Source organism: Oleiphilus sp. HI0086, from assembly GCF_001635225.1.
In genome coordinates, this window is sequence record NZ_LWFZ01001458.1 from 1 (window position 1) to 23,526 (window position 23,526).

Below are 23,526 nucleotides of genomic sequence, written 5' to 3' on the forward strand. Positions count from 1 at the left end.
GAAGGTAATGCCGTCTTTTATCGTCGTCCAGTCTCATTCGATTCACAGCGAGTAAAGTCTACTACTGAACAATTATTTTCCTTAGTTGACCAGTGCCCGCTTGATCAAAGCCTACAAGACAAAATCAAATGTATTCAGGAACAACGTGCAGTTCAATCGCAAGCATTTTTTTCGCGCAATGCAGACCGCTTTCATGAACAACAAGAGCTTATTGCGAAACATAGCTTATATGCGCAAGCAAGCTTTGAGCTTCTTCTGCAAGAGCAGCGCGCCAATCTAGCAGAACAAACCATTATTGAATTTGGGCCAGGAGAAGGTCATTTTCTACGCCCGCTTAGCGAGACATATAAATCCGTTATTGCCATCGATAACTCTCAAGATATGCTAAATAAAGCGCGTGCTTTTGCGCTAAGTGAAGGTTTGAACAACATTACCTTTGAATTAGGCGATACCCATAGCTATAAAAACTTGTGCAACAAAAACGAAAGGCCGCAAGTAGACGCAGCTGTCATGAATATGGTTTTACATCATGTTCCCGCCCCTGCTCAAATATTTATTGATGTCTATGCAATTTTAAAGCCTGGCAGTTCATTGGTTATTTGTGATTTAGCCCACCACAATCAGGAATGGGCTCGTGAAAGCTGTGGAGACCTTTGGCTTGGCTTTGAAGCCCAAGAATTACTTAGCTGGGCAGAACGTGCTGGCTTTATTGAAGAAAAAAATGCATTTATCGGCCTCCGTAATGGCTTTCAAATTCAATTACGAAAATTCATAAAACCTATCAATAGCAGTATTAACTAATTTGTGCAGGAAACGACTATGAGCGAATACAGTATATTTACTTCTGAATCTGTATCAGAAGGCCACCCGGATAAGGTTGCAGATCAGATCTCTGATGCAGTACTCGATGCTATCATTGCCCGCGACCCACTTGCCCGTGTTGCCGTCGAAACGCTAGTTAAAACCGGCATGGCCGTTGTTGCCGGAGAAGTGACTACTTCCTGCTATGTAGACCTAGAAGACATTGTTCGAGACGTGATTACTGGCATCGGCTATAACAGCTCTGATGTTGGCTTTGATGGCGCTACGTGTGCGGTACTTAATGGCATAGGTAAACAGTCAGTCGATATCAACATGGGAGTTGACCGCTCTAAACCTGAAGACCAGGGTGCTGGTGATCAAGGCCTAATGTTCGGCTACGCAACAAATGAAACACCAAGCTTAATGCCCGCTCCCGTTTATTACGCACACCTATTGGTACAACGTCAATCTGAGCTTCGCCAGAACGGTACACTACCCTGGTTGCGTCCAGATGCTAAGTCTCAGGTGACCATCAACTACGAAGGTGAAACACCAAAAGTGGATGCTGTGGTTTTGTCCACGCAACACGACCCTAGCATCTCTTTAGAAGACTTGCGTGAAGCAGTATTAGAAAACATTATCAAACCTGTTCTACCTGCTGAGTGGCTAAGTGACAATACTTTGTATCACATCAACCCAACCGGCAACTTTGTAATTGGTGGGCCAGTCGGTGATGCTGGCTTAACAGGCCGTAAGATTATCGTTGATACCTACGGCGGTATGGCACGACATGGTGGCGGCGCATTCTCTGGAAAAGACCCTTCAAAAGTTGACCGCTCTGCTGCTTACATGGGCCGCTATGTTGCCAAGAACGTCGTTGCTGCGGGTTTAGCTGATCGTTGTGAAATCCAGGTTTCTTATGCTATCGGCGTTGCTGAACCAACTTCTATTTCTGTTAATACTTTTGGAACTGGTAAAGTTTCAGATATCGAGCTCGCGAAAATAATCCGTGAAGTTTTCGATCTTCGACCTTATGCAATCCAGAATCAACTAGAATTGCTTTATCCGATGTACCAAATTACTGCTGCCTATGGACATTTCGGACGCGAACCTTTTGAGCATACCTATAGTTACAAGGAAAACGGCGAAGAGAAAACTAAGACCTTCACCGCTTTCACCTGGGAAAAAACTGACAAGATCGATGCCTTGAAAGCAGCTGCAAAGGTTTAAAGACAGTAATTTTTACTAATACGACAGACTGAACCTACTTCAGCCTGCACTCAATATTACGTTGGCCGGAAAGCAATCCGGCCCACAAGACAGGACATAATTATGAGCTTCACAGATTATAAAGTTGCCGACATCAATCTAGCCGATTGGGGCCGTAAAGAAATTCAAATCGCTGAAGGCGAAATGCCTGCACTGATGGCTTTACGTAGAAAATATAAAGAAGCACAACCATTGGCTGGTGCAAAAATCATGGGTTGTATCCACATGACAATCCAGACAGCAGTTCTAATCGAAACTTTGGTCGACCTTGGTGCTGACGTTCGCTGGTCATCATGTAACATTTTCTCTACTCAGGATCATGCAGCAGCGGCAATTGCAGCAGCGGGTATTCCAGTATTTGCCTGGAAAGGTGAAACAGAAGAAGAGTTCCTTTGGTGCATCGAGCAAACCATACTATCTGAAAAAGATGGTAGCAAAGTTTGGGATGCCAATATGATTCTTGACGATGGTGGTGACCTGACTGAGATGGTGCATAACAAGTACCCTGCACTGCTTAATGATATTCACGGTATTTCTGAAGAAACAACAACAGGCGTACACCGATTGTTAGAAATGATGACGAAAGGTGAGCTAAAAGTTCCAGCGATTAACGTTAACGATGCTGTAACTAAATCCAAAAACGATAATAAGTACGGCTGCCGCCACTCATTAAATGATGCCATTAAACGTGGTACAGATCACTTACTCTCTGGTAAAAAAGCACTAGTAATTGGCTACGGCGACGTAGGCAAAGGCTCTGCTGCCTCATTGCGCCAGGAAGGTATGATCGTAAAAGTTACTGAAGTCGACCCAATCTGTGCAATGCAAGCCTGCATGGATGGCTTTGAAGTTGTTTCACCATATTTAGATGGTGTGAACACGGGTTCTGTAGAAGGTATTAACAAGCTACTAATGGAAACAACCGACCTGATTGTTACCACGACAGGTAACGTCAATGTCTGTGATGCAAGTATGCTTAAGACACTTAAGAATGGCGCTATTGTTTGTAACATCGGCCACTTCGATAATGAAATTGACACGGCTTATATGCGTGAAAATTGGGAATGGGACGAGATTAAGCCACAGGTTCACAAGGTTTATCGTGACAAGGGAGCTGATGATCACTTGATTCTTCTTTCTGAAGGTCGCTTGGTTAACCTGGGTAATGCCACGGGTCACCCTAGCCGAATTATGGATGGCTCATTCGCTAATCAGGTACTGGCCCAAATCTATCTTTATGAACGTAAATTCGCTAACTTGATGGAAGCAGAGAAGAAGGAAAGCATCTACGTTAAAGTACTTCCAAAGAAACTTGATGAAGAAGTTGCTAAAGACATGGTTGAAGGTTTTGGTGGTGTCATCACGCAATTGACCACGAACCAAGCTGACTACATCAACGTGGATGTTGATGGGCCATATAAGCCAGAATCATACAAATACTAATACTCTGTGGAGGCGTAGCGCAATACACGCCTCCATCTATCCAAATTTAATAGAGACATTATCATGCACAGCCAAAAGCAATTTAAACATCGCTTCAGTTTTGAGTTTTTTCCTCCAAAGACTGAAGCTGGTATGGAAAAGTTGCAGGTCGTTAGAGATGAATTAGCTCGACGCAAACCCGATTTCTTTTCTGTTACCTATGGTGCCGGGGGCTCTACTCAAGAGCGCACCATCGATACAGTGTTAAAGCTACAGGACCAAGGCATATCAACCGCCCCACACCTTTCATGCGTTGGCTCTACAACTGAAAACATCGCCTCTTTGCTTGATCATTACATTGAGCACGGTGTAAATAGAATCGTTGCCTTGCGCGGTGATCTACCGTCTGGAATGGGTTCAGCCGGCGAGTTAAAGTATGCGAATGAGCTGGTTGAGTTTATCCGCAAGCACAGCGGAGATCACTTCAACATTGAAGTCGCGGCCTACCCCGAGTTTCACCCACAAGCACCCTCTGCAGAAGCTGACCTTCTTAACTTTAAGAAGAAAGTTGACGCTGGGGCAAACAGTGCCATCACACAGTATTTCTATAATGCAGACTCCTACTTCTACTTTATAGACCGCTGCGAAAAAATGGGCATCAATATTCCTATTGTTCCTGGGATCATGCCTATCACGAACTACAGCAGCTTGGTTCGCTTTAGCGACATGTGCGGTGCTGAAATTCCACGCTGGATCAAAAAACAGCTCGAAGCTTATGGCGATGATACTGTTAGCATTCAGAAGTTTGGTGAAGAAGTGGTAAGTCAAATGTGTGAGCAGTTGTTAAAAGCTGGCGCTCCGGGTCTACATTTTTATACACTTAATCAAGCCGAACCAAACTTAAAAGTTTGGGACAATCTTGGCCTAAGTGACGAGGAAAAAATTCGCTTTTAAACTGCTTTCATCTTATTTTCGTTAAGCCCTTCTGCTGGTGGTCAGGCATAAAAATATATCGTTTATCCTGACCGGCTAGCTGCTCCCTTTCTTAAGTTCTATATTGTCATGTTTTGTGACAATTCATTTAAATTTTCTTCCAAGTAAAGAAAACTTTAGCCATTTGGTCTAGACTCATAGAACAAATATTAACCAGTTAAAAAATATTGCGACCTTGTGACTATGACTTCGGCGATCAGTTTTGTTATCTCCCTAGCACTCACTAATCGTAATGTAGAGACACGCAGCAGGATACTGAACATATGTAAAGTAATACCGCTCGAGCGGTAAATATTTCCTTTAGGGGGCCTTATGAGTATTTTTAGTCATTACCAGTCTAGATACGAACTGACTCAGCAGGAAGAGTTTAGTCTGGAAGAATACCTGGAAATCTGTAAGAACGATCCGAGCGCTTACGCAACCGCTGCCGAGCGCATGCTTATTGCGATTGGTGAACCTGAGCTCATCGATACCTCCAAAGATCCTCGTCTCAGCCGAATTTTCTCCAACAAAGTCATTAAGCATTACCCCGAGTTTAAAGATTTCTATGGCATGGAGGAATGTGTCGAGCAAATTGTCTCTTTTTTCAAGCATGCAGCCCAGGGTTTGGAAGAGAAGAAACAAATACTTTATCTATTAGGTCCTGTGGGGGGCGGTAAGTCATCATTAGCAGAAAAGTTAAAAGCTCTGATGCAGAAAGCCCCCTTCTATGCCATCAAGGGCTCACCCGTAAATGAAAGCCCCCTATCCTTATTCGACCCAGATGAAGATGCAGATATCCTCGAAAAAGAGTACGGTATCGCAAATCGCTATTTGGGAAGCATTATGTCTCCATGGGCGGTTAAGCGGCTCCACGAATTCGGCGGCGATATCAGCAAATTTAGGGTAGTAAAAATCTGGCCTTCAATTCTGGATCAGATAGCCGTCGCTAAGACCGAGCCCGGAGATGAAAACAATCAGGATATCTCTTCATTAGTCGGTAAAGTGAATATCCGAATGCTCGAAGAGTACTCGCAAGATGACCCAGATGCCTACAGTTTCAGCGGCGGTCTATGTCTTGCTAACCAAGGTATTCTTGAGTTTGTAGAGATGTTTAAAGCCCCCATTAAAGTATTGCACCCACTACTTACTGCAACCCAGGAAGGTAATTACAATTCGACAGAGGGTATGAGCGCCATTCCGTTTGAAGGCGTAATCCTTGCCCACTCAAACGAGTCTGAATGGCAGTCTTTTAGAAACAATAAGAATAACGAGGCCTTTCTGGACCGTATATCAATCGTTAAAGTTCCCTATTGCCTCAAGGTAACTGAAGAGATAAAAATATACGATAAGCTACTTAAGAATAGCTCCTTAAATCAAGCACCTTGTGCCCCTGATACGCTGACTATGCTTGCGGAGTTCTCCGTTCTTTCCAGGTTAAGGGAACCTGAAAACTCCAGCATATTTTCGAAGATGAAAGTTTATGACGGCCAGAACATTAAGGACACAGACCCCAAAGCCAAATCGATTCAGGAATATAAGGACAATGCCGGGGTAAACGAAGGCATGGATGGTTTATCCACCCGCTTTGCCTTCAAGATACTATCCAAGGTATTTAACTTTGATACTTCTGAAGTTGCGGCAAACCCTGTACATCTACTTTATGTATTAGAGAAGCAGATTGAACAGGAGCAATTTCCACAGGAAGCGGCTGACAGTTATTTGCGTTTTATTAAGGAGTTTCTTGCTCCCAATTACGTTGAGTTTATTGGCAAGGAAATCCAGACCGCCTACCTAGAATCCTATTCAGAGTATGGCCAGAATATATTTGATCGTTATGTTACCTACGCCGATTTTTGGATACAGGACCAGGAATATCGAGACCCGGAAACCGGTGAGATATTTGACCGGGCCGCTATCAACGAAGAGTTAGAGAAAATCGAAAAGCCAGCAGGCATCAGCAACCCTAAAGACTTCCGTAACGAAATTGTTAATTTCATGTTGCGTGCACGTGCCAACAACAATGGGCAGAACCCCTCCTGGCAGAGTTATGAAAAACTTCGATCTGTCATCGAGAAGAAGATGTTTTCAAATACCGAAGACTTACTTCCTGTCATTTCATTTAATGCAAAAAGTTCAAATGAGGATAAAGACAAACACGAGCAATTTGTAGAGCGTATGGTTGAACGCGGTTATACCAAGAAACAGGTTCGCTTACTCGCGGAATGGTACTTACGCGTCCGTAAATCACAGTAGCAGAAGAAGGGTTTAAACCCTTCTTCCATACAATAGATTTAGCCAGAAGGTGCACCATTAAACCATAGCCATGGTCACCCCGAGCCACGCCGAAACCAGGATGTATTATGGGTATCAGTCACATCATTGATCGCCGACTTAATGGCAAGAATAAAAGCGCAGTGAATCGTGAGCGCTTTCTTCGCCGTTATCGCGAACATATCAAAAAAGCGGTTTCCGATGCAGTTGGAAAACGCAGCATTACCGATATGGAGCGCGGCGAAAAAATCAGCATCCCGAGCAAAGACCTCGACGAGCCGGTTTTTAATTCCGGACAAGGTGGCGTGCGCGAGGCAGTTAACCCCGGGAATAAAGAATTCAATACCGGAGACCAACTCCCCAGACCACCTGGTGGAGCCGGCGGAGGCGGTGCGGGTGAAGGAGAAGCGAGCGACTCTGGTGAAGGCATGGACGAGTTCGTCTTTCAGATATCTCAGGAAGAGTTTCTCGACTTTATGTTTGAAGACCTGGAGCTACCCAACCTGGTCAAAAAACAGCTGAAGGATACCACCTCATATAAATACCTAAGAGCAGGTTTTACCAATACCGGCAATCCCTCAAAAATTAATATCGTACGTTCTCTCAGAAAGGCCTATGGAAGAAGGCTAGCCCTCACAGGCAAGTCACGAGAAAAAATAAAAGAATTAGAGGAGCAGCTTAAAAAGCTAGACCCTGAAGACGATATTCAACATGCCCGAATCAAAGAGATAAAAGAAGAACTCACAAAGCTTAAAAAACGAATCAAAAACATCCCCTGGATTGATGAGTTCGACTTACGCTTTAACCAACATATAAAGCAACCCGTCCCAAGCACCAGCGCCGTTATGTTTTGCTTAATGGATGTTTCGGGCTCCATGACTCACATGCATAAAGACATCGCCAAACGTTTTTATATTTTGCTCTATATGTTTCTAAAACGAAATTATCAAAAAATTGAGGTTGTTTTTATTCGCCACCATACCAGCGCTAAGGAAGTGGACGAGGAGGAGTTCTTCTATTCACGGGAAACAGGCGGGACCATCGTTTCTAGCGCATTGGAGTTAACTAGAGAAATCATCCACAAGCGTTACCCTGCGTCAGACTGGAATATATACTGCGCACAAGCCTCCGATGGTGACAACTGGAGCGATGACTCACCCAAGTGCTCGAGGCTCTTGAAAGACGATATTCTACCTCTCGTGCAATATTTTGCTTACATTGAGATTACTAAGCTAGATCATCAAATGCTGTGGCATGAATATGAAAAACTGGCTAAGGAGTTTGAGGACTCTTTCGCCATGCAAAACATTAAAGACGAGAGTGACATCTACCCTGTCTTCCACGAATTATTTCAGAGGAAGCCGGCATGACAGATAAAGACAACAAACAAAATGAAGAGCGTAAAAAGAGTTATATTGCGACTGGCTCGGAATGGTCATTTGAACAGCTAGAACGCTTTGATGATGCCATTTCAGACATAGCAAAAGAATATAAGCTAGACACCTACCCTAACCAAATTGAAGTGATTAGCTCTGAGCAAATGCTCGATGCCTATTCCTCGGTCGGTATGCCTCTAGGCTATTATCACTGGTCTTACGGGAAACAGTTCCTACAAAACGAAAAAGGTTATAAGCGCGGCCAAATGGGGCTCGCCTATGAGATCGTTATTAACTCTAACCCATGTATCGCTTACTTGATGGAAGAGAATACCTTGATGATGCAGGCCTTAGTCATCGCGCATGCATCATATGGTCATAACTCTTTTTTCAAAGGCAACTACCTGTTCCGCACCTGGACCGATGCCAGCGCAATAATAGACTACCTTCTGTTCGCCAAAAACTATATTGCAAAGTGTGAAGGCCGTTATGGCGTCGATACCGTAGAAACCTTTCTAGACTCCTGCCACGCAGTAATGAATTACGGTGTTGACCGTTATAAGCGCCCTGCTCCTATATCAGCTGAAGAAGAATTGAAACGACAAGAAGAGCGCGAGTTCCATCTGCAGCAGCAAGTTAATGAGCTGTGGAGAACCATTCCTGTCAGCGGCGACAAAGAAGAAGCCGAGAAAGATCAACGCTACCCTGAAGAACCGCAGGAGAATCTGCTTTATTTCTTTGAGAAGAATGCCCCCATGCTTGCCCCATGGCAACGGGAAGTACTACGTATCGTGAGAAAAATTGCCCAGTATTTCTACCCGCAAAGACAAACTCAGGTAATGAATGAGGGTTGGGCAAGCTTTTGGCACTACACCATCATGAATACGATGTATGACAAAGGTTTGGTGAATGAAGGCTTTATTATCGAGTTCTTAAAATCACACACAGCGGTGGTCTATCAACCTCCCTTTGATAGCCAATGGTACAGCGGCATCAACCCTTATACGCTTGGTTTTGCCATGTTTCAGGATATCAAACGTATCTGCCAACAACCTACGGATGAAGATCGACAATGGTTCCCAGATATCGCGGGCACAGACTGGCTGGAAACACTCGATTTTGCCATGCGAAACTTTAAAGATGAAAGCTTTATCCTACAGTTCCTTTCACCTAAGGTAATTCGGGACTTAAAACTCTTCGCAATTCGTGATGATGACCAGCAGAGTCATTATGAAGTAACTGGAATACATGATGAGCAAGGTTATCGATATGTTAGAGAAAAGCTCTCTCAGCAATATAACCTGAGTATGCGCGAACCAGATATTCAGGTGTGGAATGTTGATTTAAGAGGAGATCGATCACTGACCCTTAGGCACACACCAAACAGCCGAGTCCCCTTGGGTAAAAGTACAGACGAAGTACTCAAGCACATACATCGTTTGTGGGGGTTTGACGTTCATTTATTTAGTGTTGAAGAAGGGCTGACAGTAGATGAATATCACTGCCCTCCCATCACGTAGCCGCCTGAAGACGAAGTCAATTAGTGAGTATTATTTAGGGCTAACTCTCGACAAAAGCTCTTTCGATTACGTAATGCCCGGCATTCCCCTGACGCGCTTCAACAAAGCCCATATCATCAAGTATACGACAAGTATCTTTAAGCATACTTGGGCTACCACAAATCATAAAACGATCATCATCAAGGTTTAACTCTGGTAGCCCTAAGTCTTTAACAAGCTTGCCACTCTCCAGCGCATCGGTAATTCGACCTTGAGTTTCAAACTCATCACGTGTCACGGTTGGGTAATAAATAAGCTTGTCTTTGATAAACTCACCAAAAAACTCATTTTCCGGAAGCTCCTTTTTGATTTGCTCTTGATAGGCCAGCTCTGAAACAAATCTCGTACCGTGCGTTAGAATTACTTTATCATATAATTCATAGGTTTCCGGATCCTTGATGATACTCATAAAAGGCGCCAAGCCAGTACCGGTACTAATCAAATATAGGTTTCTGCCAGGCAGTAAGTTATCAACAATCAAGGTGCCAGTCGGTTTTTTACTCAACAGTATCTGGTCCCCCACTTCTATTTTCTGAAGCTTAGATGTCAACGGACCATCAGGTACTTTAATACTAAAGAACTCCAGCTCTTCCTCATAATTTGCACTGGCAATACTGTAGGCACGCATCAAGGGCTTACCTTCGTGTTCAAGCCCCATCATAATAAAGTGGCCATTCTTAAAACGAAAAGACGGATCACGACTGGTCGTAAAGCTAAACAATGTTTCATTCCAATGCTTCACACTCGTGACAGTTTCTTTCATAAAGCCAGACATACGATTTCTCCAATTGAATTTAACTTGCCAGAAACAATACGCCCAACTAACATATCTGTAAAACAGGTTTATTATATATATTTATTCGGTTTTTCCGATTTATTAAACTAAGGCTTTATCATTGAAGTATTCACTCAAGCAAATTGAAGTATTCATTGCGACCGCTAACTTTCAAAATATTACTTTAGCTGCCGAAGCGCTAAATATGTCTCAATCCGCTGCGAGTGAGTCACTCAAGAATCTTGAAAGCCAGTTTGATATAAAACTATTTGATCGGGCTGGTAAACGCTTACAACTCAATGATTTCGGAAGATTAATTCGAAAGCAGGCAGAAACACTGATTGACCAAGCAAAAAGCCTGGAGCTGAGCTTACAGCAGAACCAGCTTAGCGCGGACCTAAATATTGGCGCCACGTTATCTATCGGTAACTACCTGGCTATTCACATTCTTTCAGAGTTCAAAGGTAAATTCCCGACCGCTAAAGCAGCACTAAGCGTTGGCAACACAACTAAAATTACCGAGCAAGTCGCAAACTTTGAGCTCGATGTGGGCCTAATCGAAGGCGAGGTGTCTCATCCCGACTTAAACATTAGGCCTTGGATGGATGATGAGTTAGTGGTCTTCTGCGACCCGAAATCTGAGCTAAGTACGCTTTCACACGTTAGTGACCAACAGCTAAGCAAAGCAAAATGGATTCTGAGAGAGGCAGGTTCAGGAACACGGCAAGCATTCGATAATGCAATGCAGGGAGTGCTTCATGAGCTTAATATTGAACTCGAACTACAACATACCGAAGCCATCAAACGGGCAGTAGAGTCAGGTATGGGGATTGGGTGTTTGTCGAAAGTTACCTTAAACGATGCTTTCAAACGCTCATCGCTAATTGCCTTAAAAACACCACAGAGAGATTTCAAACGAAAATTTTATATCATCACACATAAGGACAAATACCTAAGCCCTGGCATACGAAATTGGCTAGAGCTTTGTTTTGAATACGCAGAACTCCACAATACCTATTCATAGCGGCAACTACTGATAAACTGGCCCTTCTCCATCAGGACGGGTTTTGAAGCGCTTATGCTGCCATAGATATTGTTCAGGATGACGCTTAATTGCTGCCTCTAGCGCCTGATTCCACAGCTGCGCATCCTTTTGCGGGTCCTCACCAAAACCTTCAAAAACGGGTGAGAAAATGACTTCATATTGACCATTTGGTAGCCTAAACGGTGCGACATGCAAAACAGTCGCTCCCGTTTCACGCGCAATCCAACTTGGTGTAGAGATACAACCCGTACTAACACCAAAGAAAGGAACAAATAGGTCACAGCGTTTACCGAAATCCTGATCAGGAGCATACCAAACCTCACCGCCCCCCTTGATAAACTCGAGCATCTCTTTTAATTGATACTTACTGAAGCTTTGAATATCAAAGTTACGGTTACGCCCACTTTCGATCATCCAGTCTATTACGGGGTCGTTATTTGGGCGATACATATAGCCAGGTCGCTTAAGCTGAGTCCCAACCAAGGGCAAGGTCATATCGATAACACCGAAGTGGCCTCCTATCAACAAAACACCGGTGCCGCGGTTCTGCGCGTCTAATAGGTGCTCTTTACCAATCACCGTCATCGTATCAAGATACGGAGTAACATCTCGCCACCAAAGTTGCAGCATCTCAATCAAGCCTTCAGCAGTAGAAATAAAACTGCCTTCAATTATCTCATTTTGCTTGTCACTGCTAAGCTCGGGGAAACACAGCTCTATATTCTGCCGGGTCACCTTGCCACGGTTTTTCATGCGTCGATAAACGAAACGCCCAAGGCTTTCTGCATACTGATGCTTTTTGTTCATCGGCAGCCAAGCGAGGCAATATAGAATAAAAACGATTAACCAGGATGGCCATAATGTTGGATGCCACAGAGGGCGTGTTTTCTCAGTCATAGCGCTTATTTTATTATTGTCTTTGCCAGAACAAGGAATAAGATTTGGACAAGTATAAGGTTTAGTCGGCCAAATCCTCAATTCTTTTCAAGGTATATACATCATAACGACAACTCTTACCCACTAACTGAAGGGACGGCTTAATTCCTTTTATTGCATCGCCCTTGCGCGGCCGCTTTACCACCACTCGATAACGAGCCTTAGACAATGCCGCCTCTAATAAAGCCTCATCATCCAGATCTTCTCCTACAAGCGTTTGAAACAGCCGCATTTCCTTTTTGACTAAAGACGACTTTTCTCGATGCGGATACATTGGGTCCAAGTAAATGACATCAGCAAGCTTCTCTGGTTGAGAGTTCATCCAAGTCGTCGCGTCAGATTCCACTAAGGACATTCGTTCAATGATCGACTTTATCTCTTCCGTTTCTTCAAAACGCTGAGCAGTTTCATGACCCGCCTCTGCCAAAGCAGCGCGCAATAACTCGGCAATAAGTGGTGAGCGCTCTAGCATGGTCACCTGACAGCCCAATGACGCTAAAACAAATGCGTCTCTACCCAGCCCTGCTGTTGCATCGAGTACCTTAGGCGTAACACCTTTATTTAGCCCTACGGCCTTGGCAATCATCTGCCCCCTGCCACCACCAAACTTAAGTCTATGCCCTGTTTTTCCACCAAAAAAGGAAGCACTAACCGGCCCCGGAGCACCTTTACCAAGTTGCAGAATCGAGACTGTTCCGTCGCAATAGTAAAGCATATAAGAAAAAGCCTGAACAGGCTCGGGAAGATTGCGTTTAGGCTCTATAGGAGCCCCTGACAGGAATGGTAGTTGGTGACGGCTTGCAAACGCAGCAGCTAAGGTACTTTCTTCTTCACTGCAAGCGTAAACACATAAATCAGATAAATTCATTCAGACAAATAAGTCGAGACCAACCAACTCACCTTCTTCATAGGCTCGCCCCGCCTCTTCAGTTTGCTGATATGTAGAAAGCGCTTGCTGCGCTTTAAGAGGAGCAGAGTCCAGAGCATCAAGGCGTTGAACGCGACTCTGTTGTAATTCATTGCTTTTGCGCTCTAAATCTTCAGGGGCAGCAATTCGGCGAGGGACATCAACTCTAGCCTCATTACTTCGGCTATCAGCATTATCCTGAGGGTTAGGTCTTTCTTGAGAGGGTTTCTTTAAACCTTCAGGTATGACCGGCGCAGCAATTAACGAATTTGATAACTCCATACTGCCCTCCTGTTTAATTAGTCATACTGAAGTTTTATTTAGGGCCTCTCATAATAATACTTCTAAGTAGCTATTAAGGTCGACCCATCCAAAATAAGACGTATATTGTTTCTATTTTAGCCAGAAAAAGCCATTAAGGCTAGTAATACTAAACCGAGCAGTAAACGGTAAATAACAAACGGTGTAAAACCTATGCGCTCTAGAAACTGTAAAAACAAATGAATACAGGCATAAGCGCTCACAAAAGCAACACCAGTCCCAAGCGCCACCAAGAACCAGTCGTCATTCGTTCCCGTTTCTAGCAACTCTTTTGTTTTAAGCAGGCCTGCTGCCGTGATGAGAGGAATAGAAAGCAGAAATGAGTACCTAGCCGCAGCATCACGACTGAAACCAATTAACAAGGCCGCTGTCATAGTGATGCCTGAACGGGATGTTCCCGGAATCAAGGCTAACGCCTGGCTAAAACCTATGACTAAGGCCGCTTTAACGTCTATATCTTTAAGGCTAAGCTTACGAGAACCAAAGTGATCAGAAGCGTATAAAGCAAGCCCAAATATTATTGTTGTCGTCGCGATCACGGCAGTGGAACGCAAGTTTTCACTTATAAAGTCATTAAGAAGGAAACCAGCCAAACCTGCGGGTATCGTTGCCAGAATAATCAACCAGGCCAAGCGACCATCATTAGACTGCTCTTTAAACGACACGCTCTTGAACCATGCGCCACTCAGTTGAATCACTTCTCTACGAAAATAAATGACTATCGCCATCAAGGTGCCAACGTGAACCGCTACATCAAAAGCCAAGCCTTGATCTTCCCAGCCCAAAACTTGTGAAGGCAAAATCAGGTGAGCGGAGCTCGATATGGGTAGAAACTCCGTCAAGCCCTGAACAAGTGCCAATATAACTGCTTCAAACCAAGTCATTTTTAATCCTTAACTATCAATCCATATAGCGAGTAGCACTTAGGCTCTACCCGGCAGTTTTTTCCATGTAACCGTATTTCTGACATAGGATGGCATCGCGTCTTCTAGTAGCCCTGCTACACCTTTAAAATGCGCATAACGAGCCAGCTGACAAATAGCATGAGCCTCTGGTCTCATCTCAGCATCAAAACTATCCAAATGCCCTTTTACATCCGAAGGGAAACGTTCAGAGTAGTCAAAGCCACTACCGACACCAATAATAGGCCCATCCGTGATCGCGTCAGGCAAGCTCACTAATTCAGGTTTAGTCACATTTTCAATACCCAAAGTCTCCACCCGATAATAAGGATCCTCGTTCCCGTTGCTCTGTTTCTCCACTTTGCAGCAAGCCCAATACACCTCATCCATACGTGCATCAATTGCTACAAGCACTTGAGAAATACCGTACTTCAAATAGCTTTGTAGGGCTAGAGCTTGGATATTAGATATGGCATAGATATGACAGTCACTTCCGTAGGCCAAGCCTTGCGCGATACCAGTCGCGATACGAATACCCGTGAACGAACCTGGCCCACAACCAAAAGCAAGCGCATCCAGATTTTTAGCTTTTAACTTACCGTGGCCCAAACAGTCTTTCACCATAGGTAAAATTAACTGAGTATGACTTCGAGGGGCTTTTTCGCACACCTGATACATTGTTTGCTCACTCCACAATGCTGCAGAGCAATTATCAGAAGAAGTATCTAAAGCAAGAATTTTTGGCATAAAGAGGGTCGTAAATAACAACAGGCCCCTTAAAAAAGAGGCCCGTTTCAGTGAACAATGAAGGAAGTGTCTATCTTATGCGTCTAAACCATCAACAATTTGCTGTTTGATCTGAGCCATATCACCAACACCATCAACCTTCACATATTTTGGTGATTCATCTGCGCCGGTATCAGCCCAAGACGAATAATACTCAACAAGAGGAGCCGTTTGCGAATGATATACACCTAAGCGCTTACGAACGGTTTCTTCCTGATCGTCTTCACGCTGAACCAAGGCATCGCCAGTTTCATCATCTTTACCCGCTACCTTCGGTGGATTGTAATCAACATGATATACGCGACCACTTGCTTCATGCACGCGACGACCACTTAGACGGCTAACAATTTCTTCGTCAGGCACGTCAATTTCAACAACCGCATCAATCATGATTTTTTGCTTTTTAAGCGCTTCAGCTTGCGGAATCGTACGAGGAAAACCATCAAATAAGAAACCGTTCTCACAGTCATCCTGTTGAATGCGCTCTTCAATCAATTCAATGATTGTTTCATCAGAAACCAGGCCGCCAGATGCCATGACTTCTTTAACCTTCAAACCTAGTGGTGAGCCCGCCTTTACAGCCGCACGCAACATATCCCCGGTAGAGATTTGCGGAATACCATATTTCTCAGTCATAAACTGAGCTTGTGTACCCTTGCCTGCACCTGGTGCGCCTAACAAAATTAATTTCATATACGGATTGCTCCCAATATTCTAAAGCTAATGATAAAAATTGAATCTATTTCTAACGACAGCCTACTAGCGCCACACAATAAAAACTCAAGCATGTATAGGGGTATTAAGTAATTCGCTCAAGTATAGCGAGCTGTCGCTAATCTATTCTTTTATGTTTCGAGCTACAGAACCCTTCAACAAGGCTCTCATACTGACTGCAAGCTCGACACACATATGTAATTCGAAACGCCGCATTATACGTACTTGATGGACACAGTGGAAGCCTGAACCTAGATATGCTCAATTGAGCCGAATAGATAGGGTAAAACACCCTATAGAATAACACCTAGTAGGTATAATAATGACTTAATCTTATAATTATGCCGCCATCTGACGAATCATCTCATCCAGGCTTTGGCACTGTTCGAGTAAAGAATCCAATAAAGCCATCCCTTGCTCTTCCTGTATACCCAAACCTTGCATTAATTTCTCACAATCATGCAAAGCGGGCTCATCACCAATCCCTTTCGCTGCCAATAGCGCATTAGCCAACTGCACTAATTCTACATACTTTTGGTGCTTACCTTGATAGTCTTTTTTCTGGTGCATACCGGCTACCGTAATACTTGATTCCGGCATTCCCCATAGTTTTAGTAACACTGCACCAATAGAGGCATGCCCTAAAGCAATAAACTCTTGCGCGCCCCCCATTCCAAAGACCTGCTGTTCGATTTCAGCCATGCTCAACTCCGGCTCAGCCTCTCTAAGCTTATTGAGCATTTGGAACTCTGGCGGAAAAAGATGACCAACTAATAAAATACCAAAATTGTGAAGCAAACCGGCAAGATAAGCATCGCGCTCGTTCACCTCTATATCAGGATCGGCCAATAAAGCTAAGGCTTGAGCCAACACAGCACTATAAAGTGAATGCTGCCAAAATGATTTTAAACCCAAGGGCCCTGGCGCAGGTATATTGAAAGCTTTTCCTGCCGCTAAACCCATCGATAGCTGAGATACACGATCAAAACCTAGCACGATATTCACAGCATCTTTTACACACGTTAATTCGCCTCGATAAGAAAACAACGCTGACCGGGCATAACGCATCACCTGTGAGGCTAGACTCGGATCTCGCTCTATCACCTCAGCCAATTGAAATACATCAGCATCGGGGTCGCTGGTCAGGTGCATGATTCGTATAGCAGTTTCTGGCATTGGTGGTAACTTATATAAACGACTTAACTTCTTCGCAATGCCATCTAGGGTCAAGCCCGCATTATGAGGCAAATTTGAAACCTTCTGCCCCGATCCTGACTTAGGCTCCTCACCCGCAAGCCAAATAGAAACTTTTGCCTTAATCGCGCCATTCATTGCCATACGAAAAGACGGACCGGGAATCTTTAATAAGGTGCTTGAGCAACCACTAGCAGAGAATACAAACTCCAGTTCCAGTAAACTCGTATCTAGAATAATCGGCAAACCATAAGCAGTTGCGAGAATCGGGTACATCCCGGTTTCACAATCCTTAAATAGCTTTCGTGAGTTTTCATCACTTAAAATTTGAAAAGATCTACCCAATGAGTCATTAATTAATTCAATATCCAATTTTGTGCCAAAGGGGATCACCGCAACCGCCGGGCCTTCCTCATCGAGTAAAGTAACAGGTACTGCACTCATTTCCGGAATCGCCTGTGCCTGCTCCAGGGCTTGTGCAAAACTTAAACTGCGAGCGTGATGAATCTGCTGACAGATCAATCCCTTGTGATTGATAAACTGGTTTAGTCTGGAAGCTATGGGCACAATGATTTACCTAAGTATTAATTGATAAACGGAGCAAGAACTTTTGGTGGCGCCGTGACGGAATACTTACCGAGTGTAGAGCTATCCGCAAAAATAACTCTACACCACTTCACACGCTTACGTTTTTAAGAACTTCGTTGCAAACGCTTACGCAGTCGATTCAAACACAAGAGCTGAACTAGCCCGTATTTCGAATTCCAGCAGCGATACCGGCCATCGTTACTTTTAAAGCTGTTTCAACTAAATCACGCTCTTGCTTACCTTCAGAGCTTCGCTCGGCTAAACGGTCACGCCTCAACAGCTCCGCCTGCAAATAATGTAACGGATCAGTATAAGGGTTCCTAACATTTAAAGAACCTTGTAGCTGGGGATGATTTTCCTGAAGCGCCCCTTGCTTTTTAACTTTATTAACCAGCTTAACTACATCCAAAAAGCGATGGCGAAGCGAACGCCCTAAAGGCTTCAAGTCATCAGATACCAGCAGCTGGTCATAGTAACGCGCGATCCGCGGATCACCTTTGGCAACAACCATTTCTAACATATCAATATGAGTATTAAAGAAGGGCCACTGGATAAACATTTCATCTAGGGTCTCTGCCTTATCAGACTCTAGAACGCTCGCCAAGGCCTCATCGCTACCCAACCATGCCGGCAGCATAAGCCGTATCTGCGTCCAGGCAAAAATCCACGGTATTGCCCTTAAACTTTCAACACCACCGGTCGCTTTTCGCCTTGCAGGCCGACTACCTAAAGCTAGCTTGCCCAATTCTTGCTCAGGGGTCACCGAGCGGAAATAAGAAACAAACTCAGGATGCTCTCTTACTATCTGGCGATAGGAAGCCAGGGCAACGCCAGTCATCTTATTCATCAGCTCTCGCCACTCTTGCTTAGGCTTTGGAGGCGGCAACAAGCTCGCTTCAACAACTGCATTCAGATATAGCTTTAAACTCTGTTTGGCAACACTTGGAATCCCGAACTTAAAGCGAATCATTTCGCCTTGCTCCGTGATACGGAAAGAGCCAGCTACCGAACCAGGAGGTTGAGAAAGAATCGCCCTATTCGCTGGGCCACCACCGCGACCAACCGTGCCGCCGCGACCGTGAAACAAAGTCAGCTTAACACCATGTTTTTGTGCAACCTCAACCAGACTTTCCTGCCCCTGATATTGAGCCCAAGCGGCTGTCATCTGACCTGCATCCTTAGCAGAATCAGAGTAGCCAATCATTACCTCTTGATGCCCTTTACAGTACTCCTGATACCAAGGTACTGATAATAAGCTATCAATAGCCTCCTTCGCCCCGGACAAATCGTCAAGGGTCTCAAATAAAGGCACAACGCGCATAGGGAACTGAATGCCCGACTCCCGTAAAAGTAGGATGACAGTCAATACATCGGAAGGTGTGCTGGCCATGGAAATAACGTATGAACCCAACGCTGACTCAGGCTGAGAAGCAACCACGTCACACGTAGCCAACACTTCTCGCACATTATCACTGGCGGGCCAGGAACGAGGTAAAAGCGGCCGATTACTGGACAGTTCTTTAATAAGAAAGGACTGTTTCTGCTGCTCGCTCCATTGCGCAAAATCCCCCATACCCAAGTGCTGGGTAAGTTCGGACATCACTTCGAGATGACGCTCGGAATCCTGACGAATATCCAGCTTTACTAATTCCAGACCGAAACACTGTACTCGCCTAATGGTATCGAGCAACAGGCCATTTGCCACGGAATCAAGACCCGTTTCTTTCAAAGAATTGAAGCACATCAATAAAGGTTGCATCAATTCAGAATTTTCCCTGAGTATATCTAATTGCTCTACATCTTCACCGCTTGCCTTTCGCGCCGCCCATTCCCTAGTGTTTTGCAGTCGACGACGCAGGTCAGCCAGTATCACGCGGTAGGGTTCATTCTGATTTCGCTCCTGCCCTTGCAATATTCGATCAGCCTCTTGCCTCAATTCCAGAGAACAGTTCCACATTGACAACTCATTCAGCAAGTCACGAATATCTCTCAAATACAAATCTGCTGCCATCCAACGGCTCAGACTCAGGACCTCTTGCGTCAACTCTGCCGTAACGTTTGGGTTACCATCGCGATCCCCCCCCATCCACGAAGCAAAGCGAATGGGTGAAAACTGTGGGGGTAGTTGAATACCAAATTTATCGCTAACCGCTGCATCAAACTCACGTAAGAACTCGGGTAAGGCGGTCCATAAACTGTTCTCTATTACTGCAAAGCCCCACTTTGCTTCGTCGACGGCCGAAGGCCTGACCTGACGAATCTCGTCTGAATGCCACGCTTCACAAACCAAGCGATTCAAACGTTCACAAATACGCTTCTGCTCTAAATCATTAAGATCGGAACGATCCAGCTCAGATAAGCACTCAGTAATGGCTTCATACTTAAGTATCAAGGTTCTACGTGTAACCTCAGTGGGGTGAGCCGTCAATACGAACTCTATATTCATATCTTCAAGCAAGCTTGCCAAGTCTTCTTCTTTGGTACCTGAGGCCTTCAAACGGTCCAGCAGTTGGTCAAAGGTTTCCAAACCGTCTTCTCTATCGGTGCGATTCCGTCTTACCCCATGATACTGCTCAGCAATATTTGCCAGGTTAAGAAACTGGTTAAACGCTCGAGCAACAAATAACATCTCATCGTCCCCCAGGTCCTGAAGCAAACGAACAAGTTCTGGATGCGCATCCCCCGCATCAGCTTCACGATCCTGCTTTGCCGCAGCCCTAATGGCTTCCAACTTCGCCACAAACTCCGAACCAAGGTGTTCTTCAATATTCTGCCCTAACAACTCACCAAGCAAACGGACATTTTCTCGTAAAGAAGGGTGTAATTCTGACATATACCTTTTCCAAATGTGTTTGATTATCAAGGCTAGCAAGCAAGCTGATCACAAGCTCGTGACTACAAGCCAATCCTTATTTGCGCAAAATAGTAAAAACTAGATATATAAATATGGAGCACAATCCACAACAAGTAAACCATTAACAAAAGCACACACTTTTAAGTGTCTACTTTTTGAACAAACAACCTACACTTATTCTTGTAGTTAAGCGTAAAAAATGAACAACCCGACCACACAAGGATTCAAGCTATGAAAATAAAAGCCTTAGCAGAATGCTGGGAACAACAAGCCAAAGCAACATTTACTTCTGAAGACTACACATTCCGACTCCCCTTAGAAGATGCAGCGAAAATTAACGCACTAGCAGAAATGTACCCCAAAAGAACAAAAAGTGAGATCCTTGGAGAGCTGCTATCGGCTGCTCTTGATGAACTTGAAACCAGTTTCCCTTATATCGCGGGTAAAAAAGTCATATCGAAAGATGAAATGGGCGATCCAATGTATGAGGATGTAGGCCCGACCCCGAAATTTATGGAATTGAGCAAGAAATACCGCTCAACCTTGAAACAGCAAGGCAAGAAAGCCGCAAATGGTTAGCTCTTTGGCACCCTCCCGCTACAACAAGGAATATACTGGAACAGCTACTGCTAGCGAATGTTTGGGAACATTCGTCAAGCAACTCACTTCCTGATCTTCGTCACTTCCGGCGTTTATTTTTAACGCCTATCTTCGTCACTTCCGGCGTTTATTTTTAACGCCTATCTTCATTCGCATCCTGGGCAAATATCTGTTATCTCAAACAGGAAAACTGCTTAGGATCGCCAGTCATAACCAAAAGATCTAAGCACTCACCTGCATAACATTGATAAAAGCAAACACTATTCTAGACTTATACTGTTATACAGATTTTAAAAACACTAAGTATTGCTAGTTTTCTTAGCTAATTTTGTTTTAATTTCAAAGCATTACTAAGTTTCTTCGTAGTGGCTTAGCGACCAATGAAGATGATAAGTAAATATACTCTTCCGTAAACCGACACATAATAATTAAGATTCATATGTATAATATATTAATCGTTGATGACTGTGAAAACGATACCATATTGCTGTTACGTGAACTAAAAAAAGGCGGCTTAGATATTCACTCAACAAGAGTTGAAACTGATCGAAGCCTTAGAAGCGCGCTTGAAGAGTCCGACTGGGATCTTGTTATCTCAGATCACAGCATCCCCGGATATTCCTCCCAAGAAGCTTTAGAAACCATCCGTGATCGCGATGCGAATTTGCCAGTTATTATTGTGTCAGGGGAGATCCCCGAACGAGAAGCCATTAAGCTAATGAAAGCCGGGGCTCAAGACTACGTAATGAAAGAAAATCTCGCTCGACTGATTCCAGCCATCGAGAGAGAAATAAGAGAGAGCGAATCCCGTCAAGCAAAAAACTCGCAGAACAGAATCTAGAACATTTAGCCGTACATGACCACCTAACAGGGCTAGGCAATCGCGAGTACTTCGAAGGTCAAATATCTAAAGCACTTCAACTTTCAGCATCGGATGATGCAGAATATGCCTTGATGTCACTGGATTTGGACCAATTTAAGATCATTAACGATACTTGCGGCCACGTTGCAGGCGATGATCTACTCAAGCAAGTATCACTTGTTTTACTCCGCCAAACTAAAGACAAGGATACCTTGGCACGTCTTGGTGCCGATGAATTTGGCATACTCACCTACAACAAAGATAAGCGTCAAGCTATTTAGATTGCGAAAACCATACAGACCGCAATAAAAGACCTAAACTTCACCTGGCATGGAAAAAGTTTCACGACCAGCATTAGTATCGGCATTGTTTCAATTAATAATAAAACCTCTTCGGTCCAGTCCGTTCTGAGCTGTGCTGACATGGCCTGCAATGTCGCCAAAGAAAAAGGTCATGACGGCCTTAAATGGTACAGTGAAGATGACCCAGAGCACTTACAACGGCGAAGTGAAATGCAATGGGTCAGCCGCATTAAACGAGCGATAGCTGATGATTTGTTTATACTCCACTTCCAGAGCATGAAAGGCCTCCAAAAACACTGTAGTGGCGGTGCACACGGCGAGTTTCTGGTTCGACTTAATGATGACTCAGAACTGATTTACCCCGGCTCCTTTATTCCCGCAGCCGAGCGCTACAAACTTATGCCACGTTTACATAGATGGGTGGTAAAAAATGCGTTTAAGTACTTGGCTGAATCAGGTTTAGGGTATCAGGATCAAGGAACATTTTTCATCAACTTGTCAGGTAATTCACTTAGTGACGCCTCTTTCTTTGAAGATATTCGGCATTTACTAAAAGAGTTTGAGTTCATTCCTGAACGTATTTGCTTCGAGATTACCGAAACCAGTGCTATCGACAACCTTAAGGATGCCGTAGAGTTTATTTCCGAGATCAGAGAAGAAGGTTTTAAATTTGCACTCGATGACTTTGGTGCTGGGATGAGCTCCTTTTCTTATCTTAAGAAGATTCCAGTAGATTATCTGAAAATTGATGGCAGCTTTGTCTTGAACTTGTTACACGATCCGATTGATCGTGGAATTGTTGAAGCTTGCAATGGTATTAGCCATGCAGCGGGCTTGCAGACCATTGCGGAATTTGTAGAAAACCAGGAAACCGCCGACGCACTAAAAGAAATTGGTGTAGACTTCGCTCAAGGCTTTGGTATCGAAAGGCCTGGCCCACTTCAATAACGTACTATTTGCTCCCAATGTAAGATATTTCCTACATGCTTTTGCATTATCACCTACATACTGAAGGCAAGAACAAGCGTAATATTCATTTCCATCAGGACGACGCTGATTGTCAGGAC

20 protein-coding genes and 1 pseudogene are annotated in these 23,526 nt (G+C 44.2%); 12 read left to right on the plus strand and 9 right to left on the minus strand.

The window, feature by feature from the left end; all coding sequences use genetic code 11:
• The 7 genes from A3756_RS24660 to A3756_RS24690 all read left to right on the plus strand — a co-directional run.
• Nucleotides 1–801: class I SAM-dependent methyltransferase (locus A3756_RS24660; RefSeq protein WP_068554953.1), on the plus strand; the 801-nt coding region annotated here is incomplete at its 5' end.
• Between the two features lie 18 nt (nucleotides 802–819).
• Nucleotides 820–2,031, plus strand: coding sequence for a methionine adenosyltransferase (gene metK / locus A3756_RS24665; protein WP_068514953.1), 1,212 nt, complete (start codon nucleotides 820–822; stop codon nucleotides 2,029–2,031).
• Nucleotides 2,032–2,133: 102 nt separating this feature from the next.
• Nucleotides 2,134–3,513 carry an adenosylhomocysteinase gene (gene ahcY, locus A3756_RS24670; protein WP_068514950.1) on the plus strand — a complete coding sequence of 460 codons (1,380 nt, stop codon included), beginning with the start codon at nucleotides 2,134–2,136 and terminating at the stop codon, nucleotides 3,511–3,513.
• A gap of 63 nt (nucleotides 3,514–3,576) precedes the next feature.
• Entirely contained in the window at nucleotides 3,577–4,446 is an 870-nt protein-coding gene (gene metF, locus A3756_RS24675; RefSeq protein WP_068514947.1) for a methylenetetrahydrofolate reductase [NAD(P)H], read from the plus strand.
• 351 nt (nucleotides 4,447–4,797) lie between these two features.
• Nucleotides 4,798–6,720, plus strand: coding sequence for a PrkA family serine protein kinase (locus tag A3756_RS24680; RefSeq protein ID WP_068514944.1), 1,923 nt, complete (start codon nucleotides 4,798–4,800; stop codon nucleotides 6,718–6,720).
• 113 nt (nucleotides 6,721–6,833) lie between these two features.
• Entirely contained in the window at nucleotides 6,834–8,108 is a 1,275-nt protein-coding gene (locus A3756_RS24685; protein ID WP_304438939.1) for a YeaH/YhbH family protein, read from the plus strand.
• Nucleotides 8,105–9,634: a SpoVR family protein gene (locus A3756_RS24690; protein WP_068514938.1), complete on the plus strand. Its 1,530-nt coding sequence runs from the start codon at nucleotides 8,105–8,107 to the stop codon at nucleotides 9,632–9,634. The genes A3756_RS24685 and A3756_RS24690 overlap by 4 nt, the downstream gene beginning before the upstream one ends.
• Nucleotides 9,635–9,674: 40 nt before the next feature.
• Here A3756_RS24690 and A3756_RS24695 read toward each other — a convergent pair whose 3' ends face one another.
• Complete coding sequence (locus A3756_RS24695; RefSeq protein ID WP_068514934.1) at nucleotides 9,675–10,448, minus strand: ferredoxin--NADP reductase; 774 nt, start codon at nucleotides 10,446–10,448, stop codon at nucleotides 9,675–9,677.
• A 121-nt stretch (nucleotides 10,449–10,569) separates the two neighbouring features.
• On the opposite strand from A3756_RS24695, the gene A3756_RS24700 reads away from it, so the two are divergent.
• The gene (locus A3756_RS24700) at nucleotides 10,570–11,472 is read left to right on the plus strand and encodes a LysR substrate-binding domain-containing protein (RefSeq protein WP_068554955.1); all 903 of its coding nucleotides are present in this window, start codon (nucleotides 10,570–10,572) and stop codon (nucleotides 11,470–11,472) included.
• 6 nt (nucleotides 11,473–11,478) lie between these two features.
• On the opposite strand, the gene A3756_RS24705 is transcribed toward A3756_RS24700, so the two are convergent.
• The 8 genes from A3756_RS24705 to ppc form a co-directional block, all read right to left on the minus strand.
• On the minus strand, nucleotides 11,479–12,390 hold the full coding sequence (locus A3756_RS24705; RefSeq protein ID WP_082865487.1) for a lysophospholipid acyltransferase family protein: 912 nt from the start codon (nucleotides 12,388–12,390) through the stop codon (nucleotides 11,479–11,481).
• Between the two features lie 61 nt (nucleotides 12,391–12,451).
• The gene (locus tag A3756_RS24710; protein WP_068514927.1) at nucleotides 12,452–13,297 is read right to left on the minus strand and encodes a class I SAM-dependent methyltransferase; all 846 of its coding nucleotides are present in this window, start codon (nucleotides 13,295–13,297) and stop codon (nucleotides 12,452–12,454) included.
• Complete coding sequence (locus A3756_RS24715) at nucleotides 13,298–13,618, minus strand: hypothetical protein (RefSeq protein WP_068514925.1); 321 nt, start codon at nucleotides 13,616–13,618, stop codon at nucleotides 13,298–13,300.
• A gap of 116 nt (nucleotides 13,619–13,734) precedes the next feature.
• A complete protein-coding gene (locus A3756_RS24720) occupies nucleotides 13,735–14,541 on the minus strand; it encodes an undecaprenyl-diphosphate phosphatase (protein WP_068514922.1) in 807 nt (268 codons plus the stop codon).
• A gap of 39 nt (nucleotides 14,542–14,580) precedes the next feature.
• On the minus strand, nucleotides 14,581–15,306 hold the full coding sequence (gene tsaB, locus A3756_RS24725; protein ID WP_068514919.1) for a tRNA (adenosine(37)-N6)-threonylcarbamoyltransferase complex dimerization subunit type 1 TsaB: 726 nt from the start codon (nucleotides 15,304–15,306) through the stop codon (nucleotides 14,581–14,583).
• A 75-nt stretch (nucleotides 15,307–15,381) separates the two neighbouring features.
• Entirely contained in the window at nucleotides 15,382–16,038 is a 657-nt protein-coding gene (adk, locus tag A3756_RS24730; protein ID WP_068514917.1) for an adenylate kinase, read from the minus strand.
• A 360-nt stretch (nucleotides 16,039–16,398) separates the two neighbouring features.
• Nucleotides 16,399–17,820 carry an aminoacyl-tRNA deacylase and HDOD domain-containing protein gene (locus A3756_RS24735; protein WP_068554957.1) on the minus strand — a complete coding sequence of 474 codons (1,422 nt, stop codon included), beginning with the start codon at nucleotides 17,818–17,820 and terminating at the stop codon, nucleotides 16,399–16,401.
• A 178-nt stretch (nucleotides 17,821–17,998) separates the two neighbouring features.
• Nucleotides 17,999–20,674 (minus strand): phosphoenolpyruvate carboxylase, encoded by a 2,676-nt coding sequence (gene ppc, locus A3756_RS24740; protein WP_082865488.1) that lies wholly within the window; start codon nucleotides 20,672–20,674, stop codon nucleotides 17,999–18,001.
• Nucleotides 20,675–20,926: 252 nt separating this feature from the next.
• On the opposite strand from ppc, the gene A3756_RS24745 reads away from it, so the two are divergent.
• The 4 genes and pseudogenes from A3756_RS24745 (at nucleotide 20,927) to A3756_RS28930 (ending at nucleotide 23,407) form a co-directional block, all read left to right on the plus strand.
• Entirely contained in the window at nucleotides 20,927–21,274 is a 348-nt protein-coding gene (locus tag A3756_RS24745; protein WP_068514910.1) for a type 1 pili tip component, read from the plus strand.
• 460 nt (nucleotides 21,275–21,734) lie between these two features.
• Nucleotides 21,735–22,136 carry a response regulator gene (locus A3756_RS28920; protein ID WP_068514639.1) on the plus strand — a complete coding sequence of 134 codons (402 nt, stop codon included), beginning with the start codon at nucleotides 21,735–21,737 and terminating at the stop codon, nucleotides 22,134–22,136.
• A pseudogene (locus tag A3756_RS28925) lies at nucleotides 22,100–22,552 on the plus strand (GGDEF domain-containing protein); the annotation flags it as partial. The gene A3756_RS28920 and the pseudogene A3756_RS28925, both read left to right, overlap by 37 nt.
• Nucleotides 22,553–22,579: 27 nt before the next feature.
• Nucleotides 22,580–23,407, plus strand: coding sequence for an EAL domain-containing protein (locus tag A3756_RS28930; RefSeq protein WP_068633231.1), 828 nt, complete (start codon nucleotides 22,580–22,582; stop codon nucleotides 23,405–23,407).
• Nucleotides 23,408–23,526: the final 119 nt, after the last annotated feature.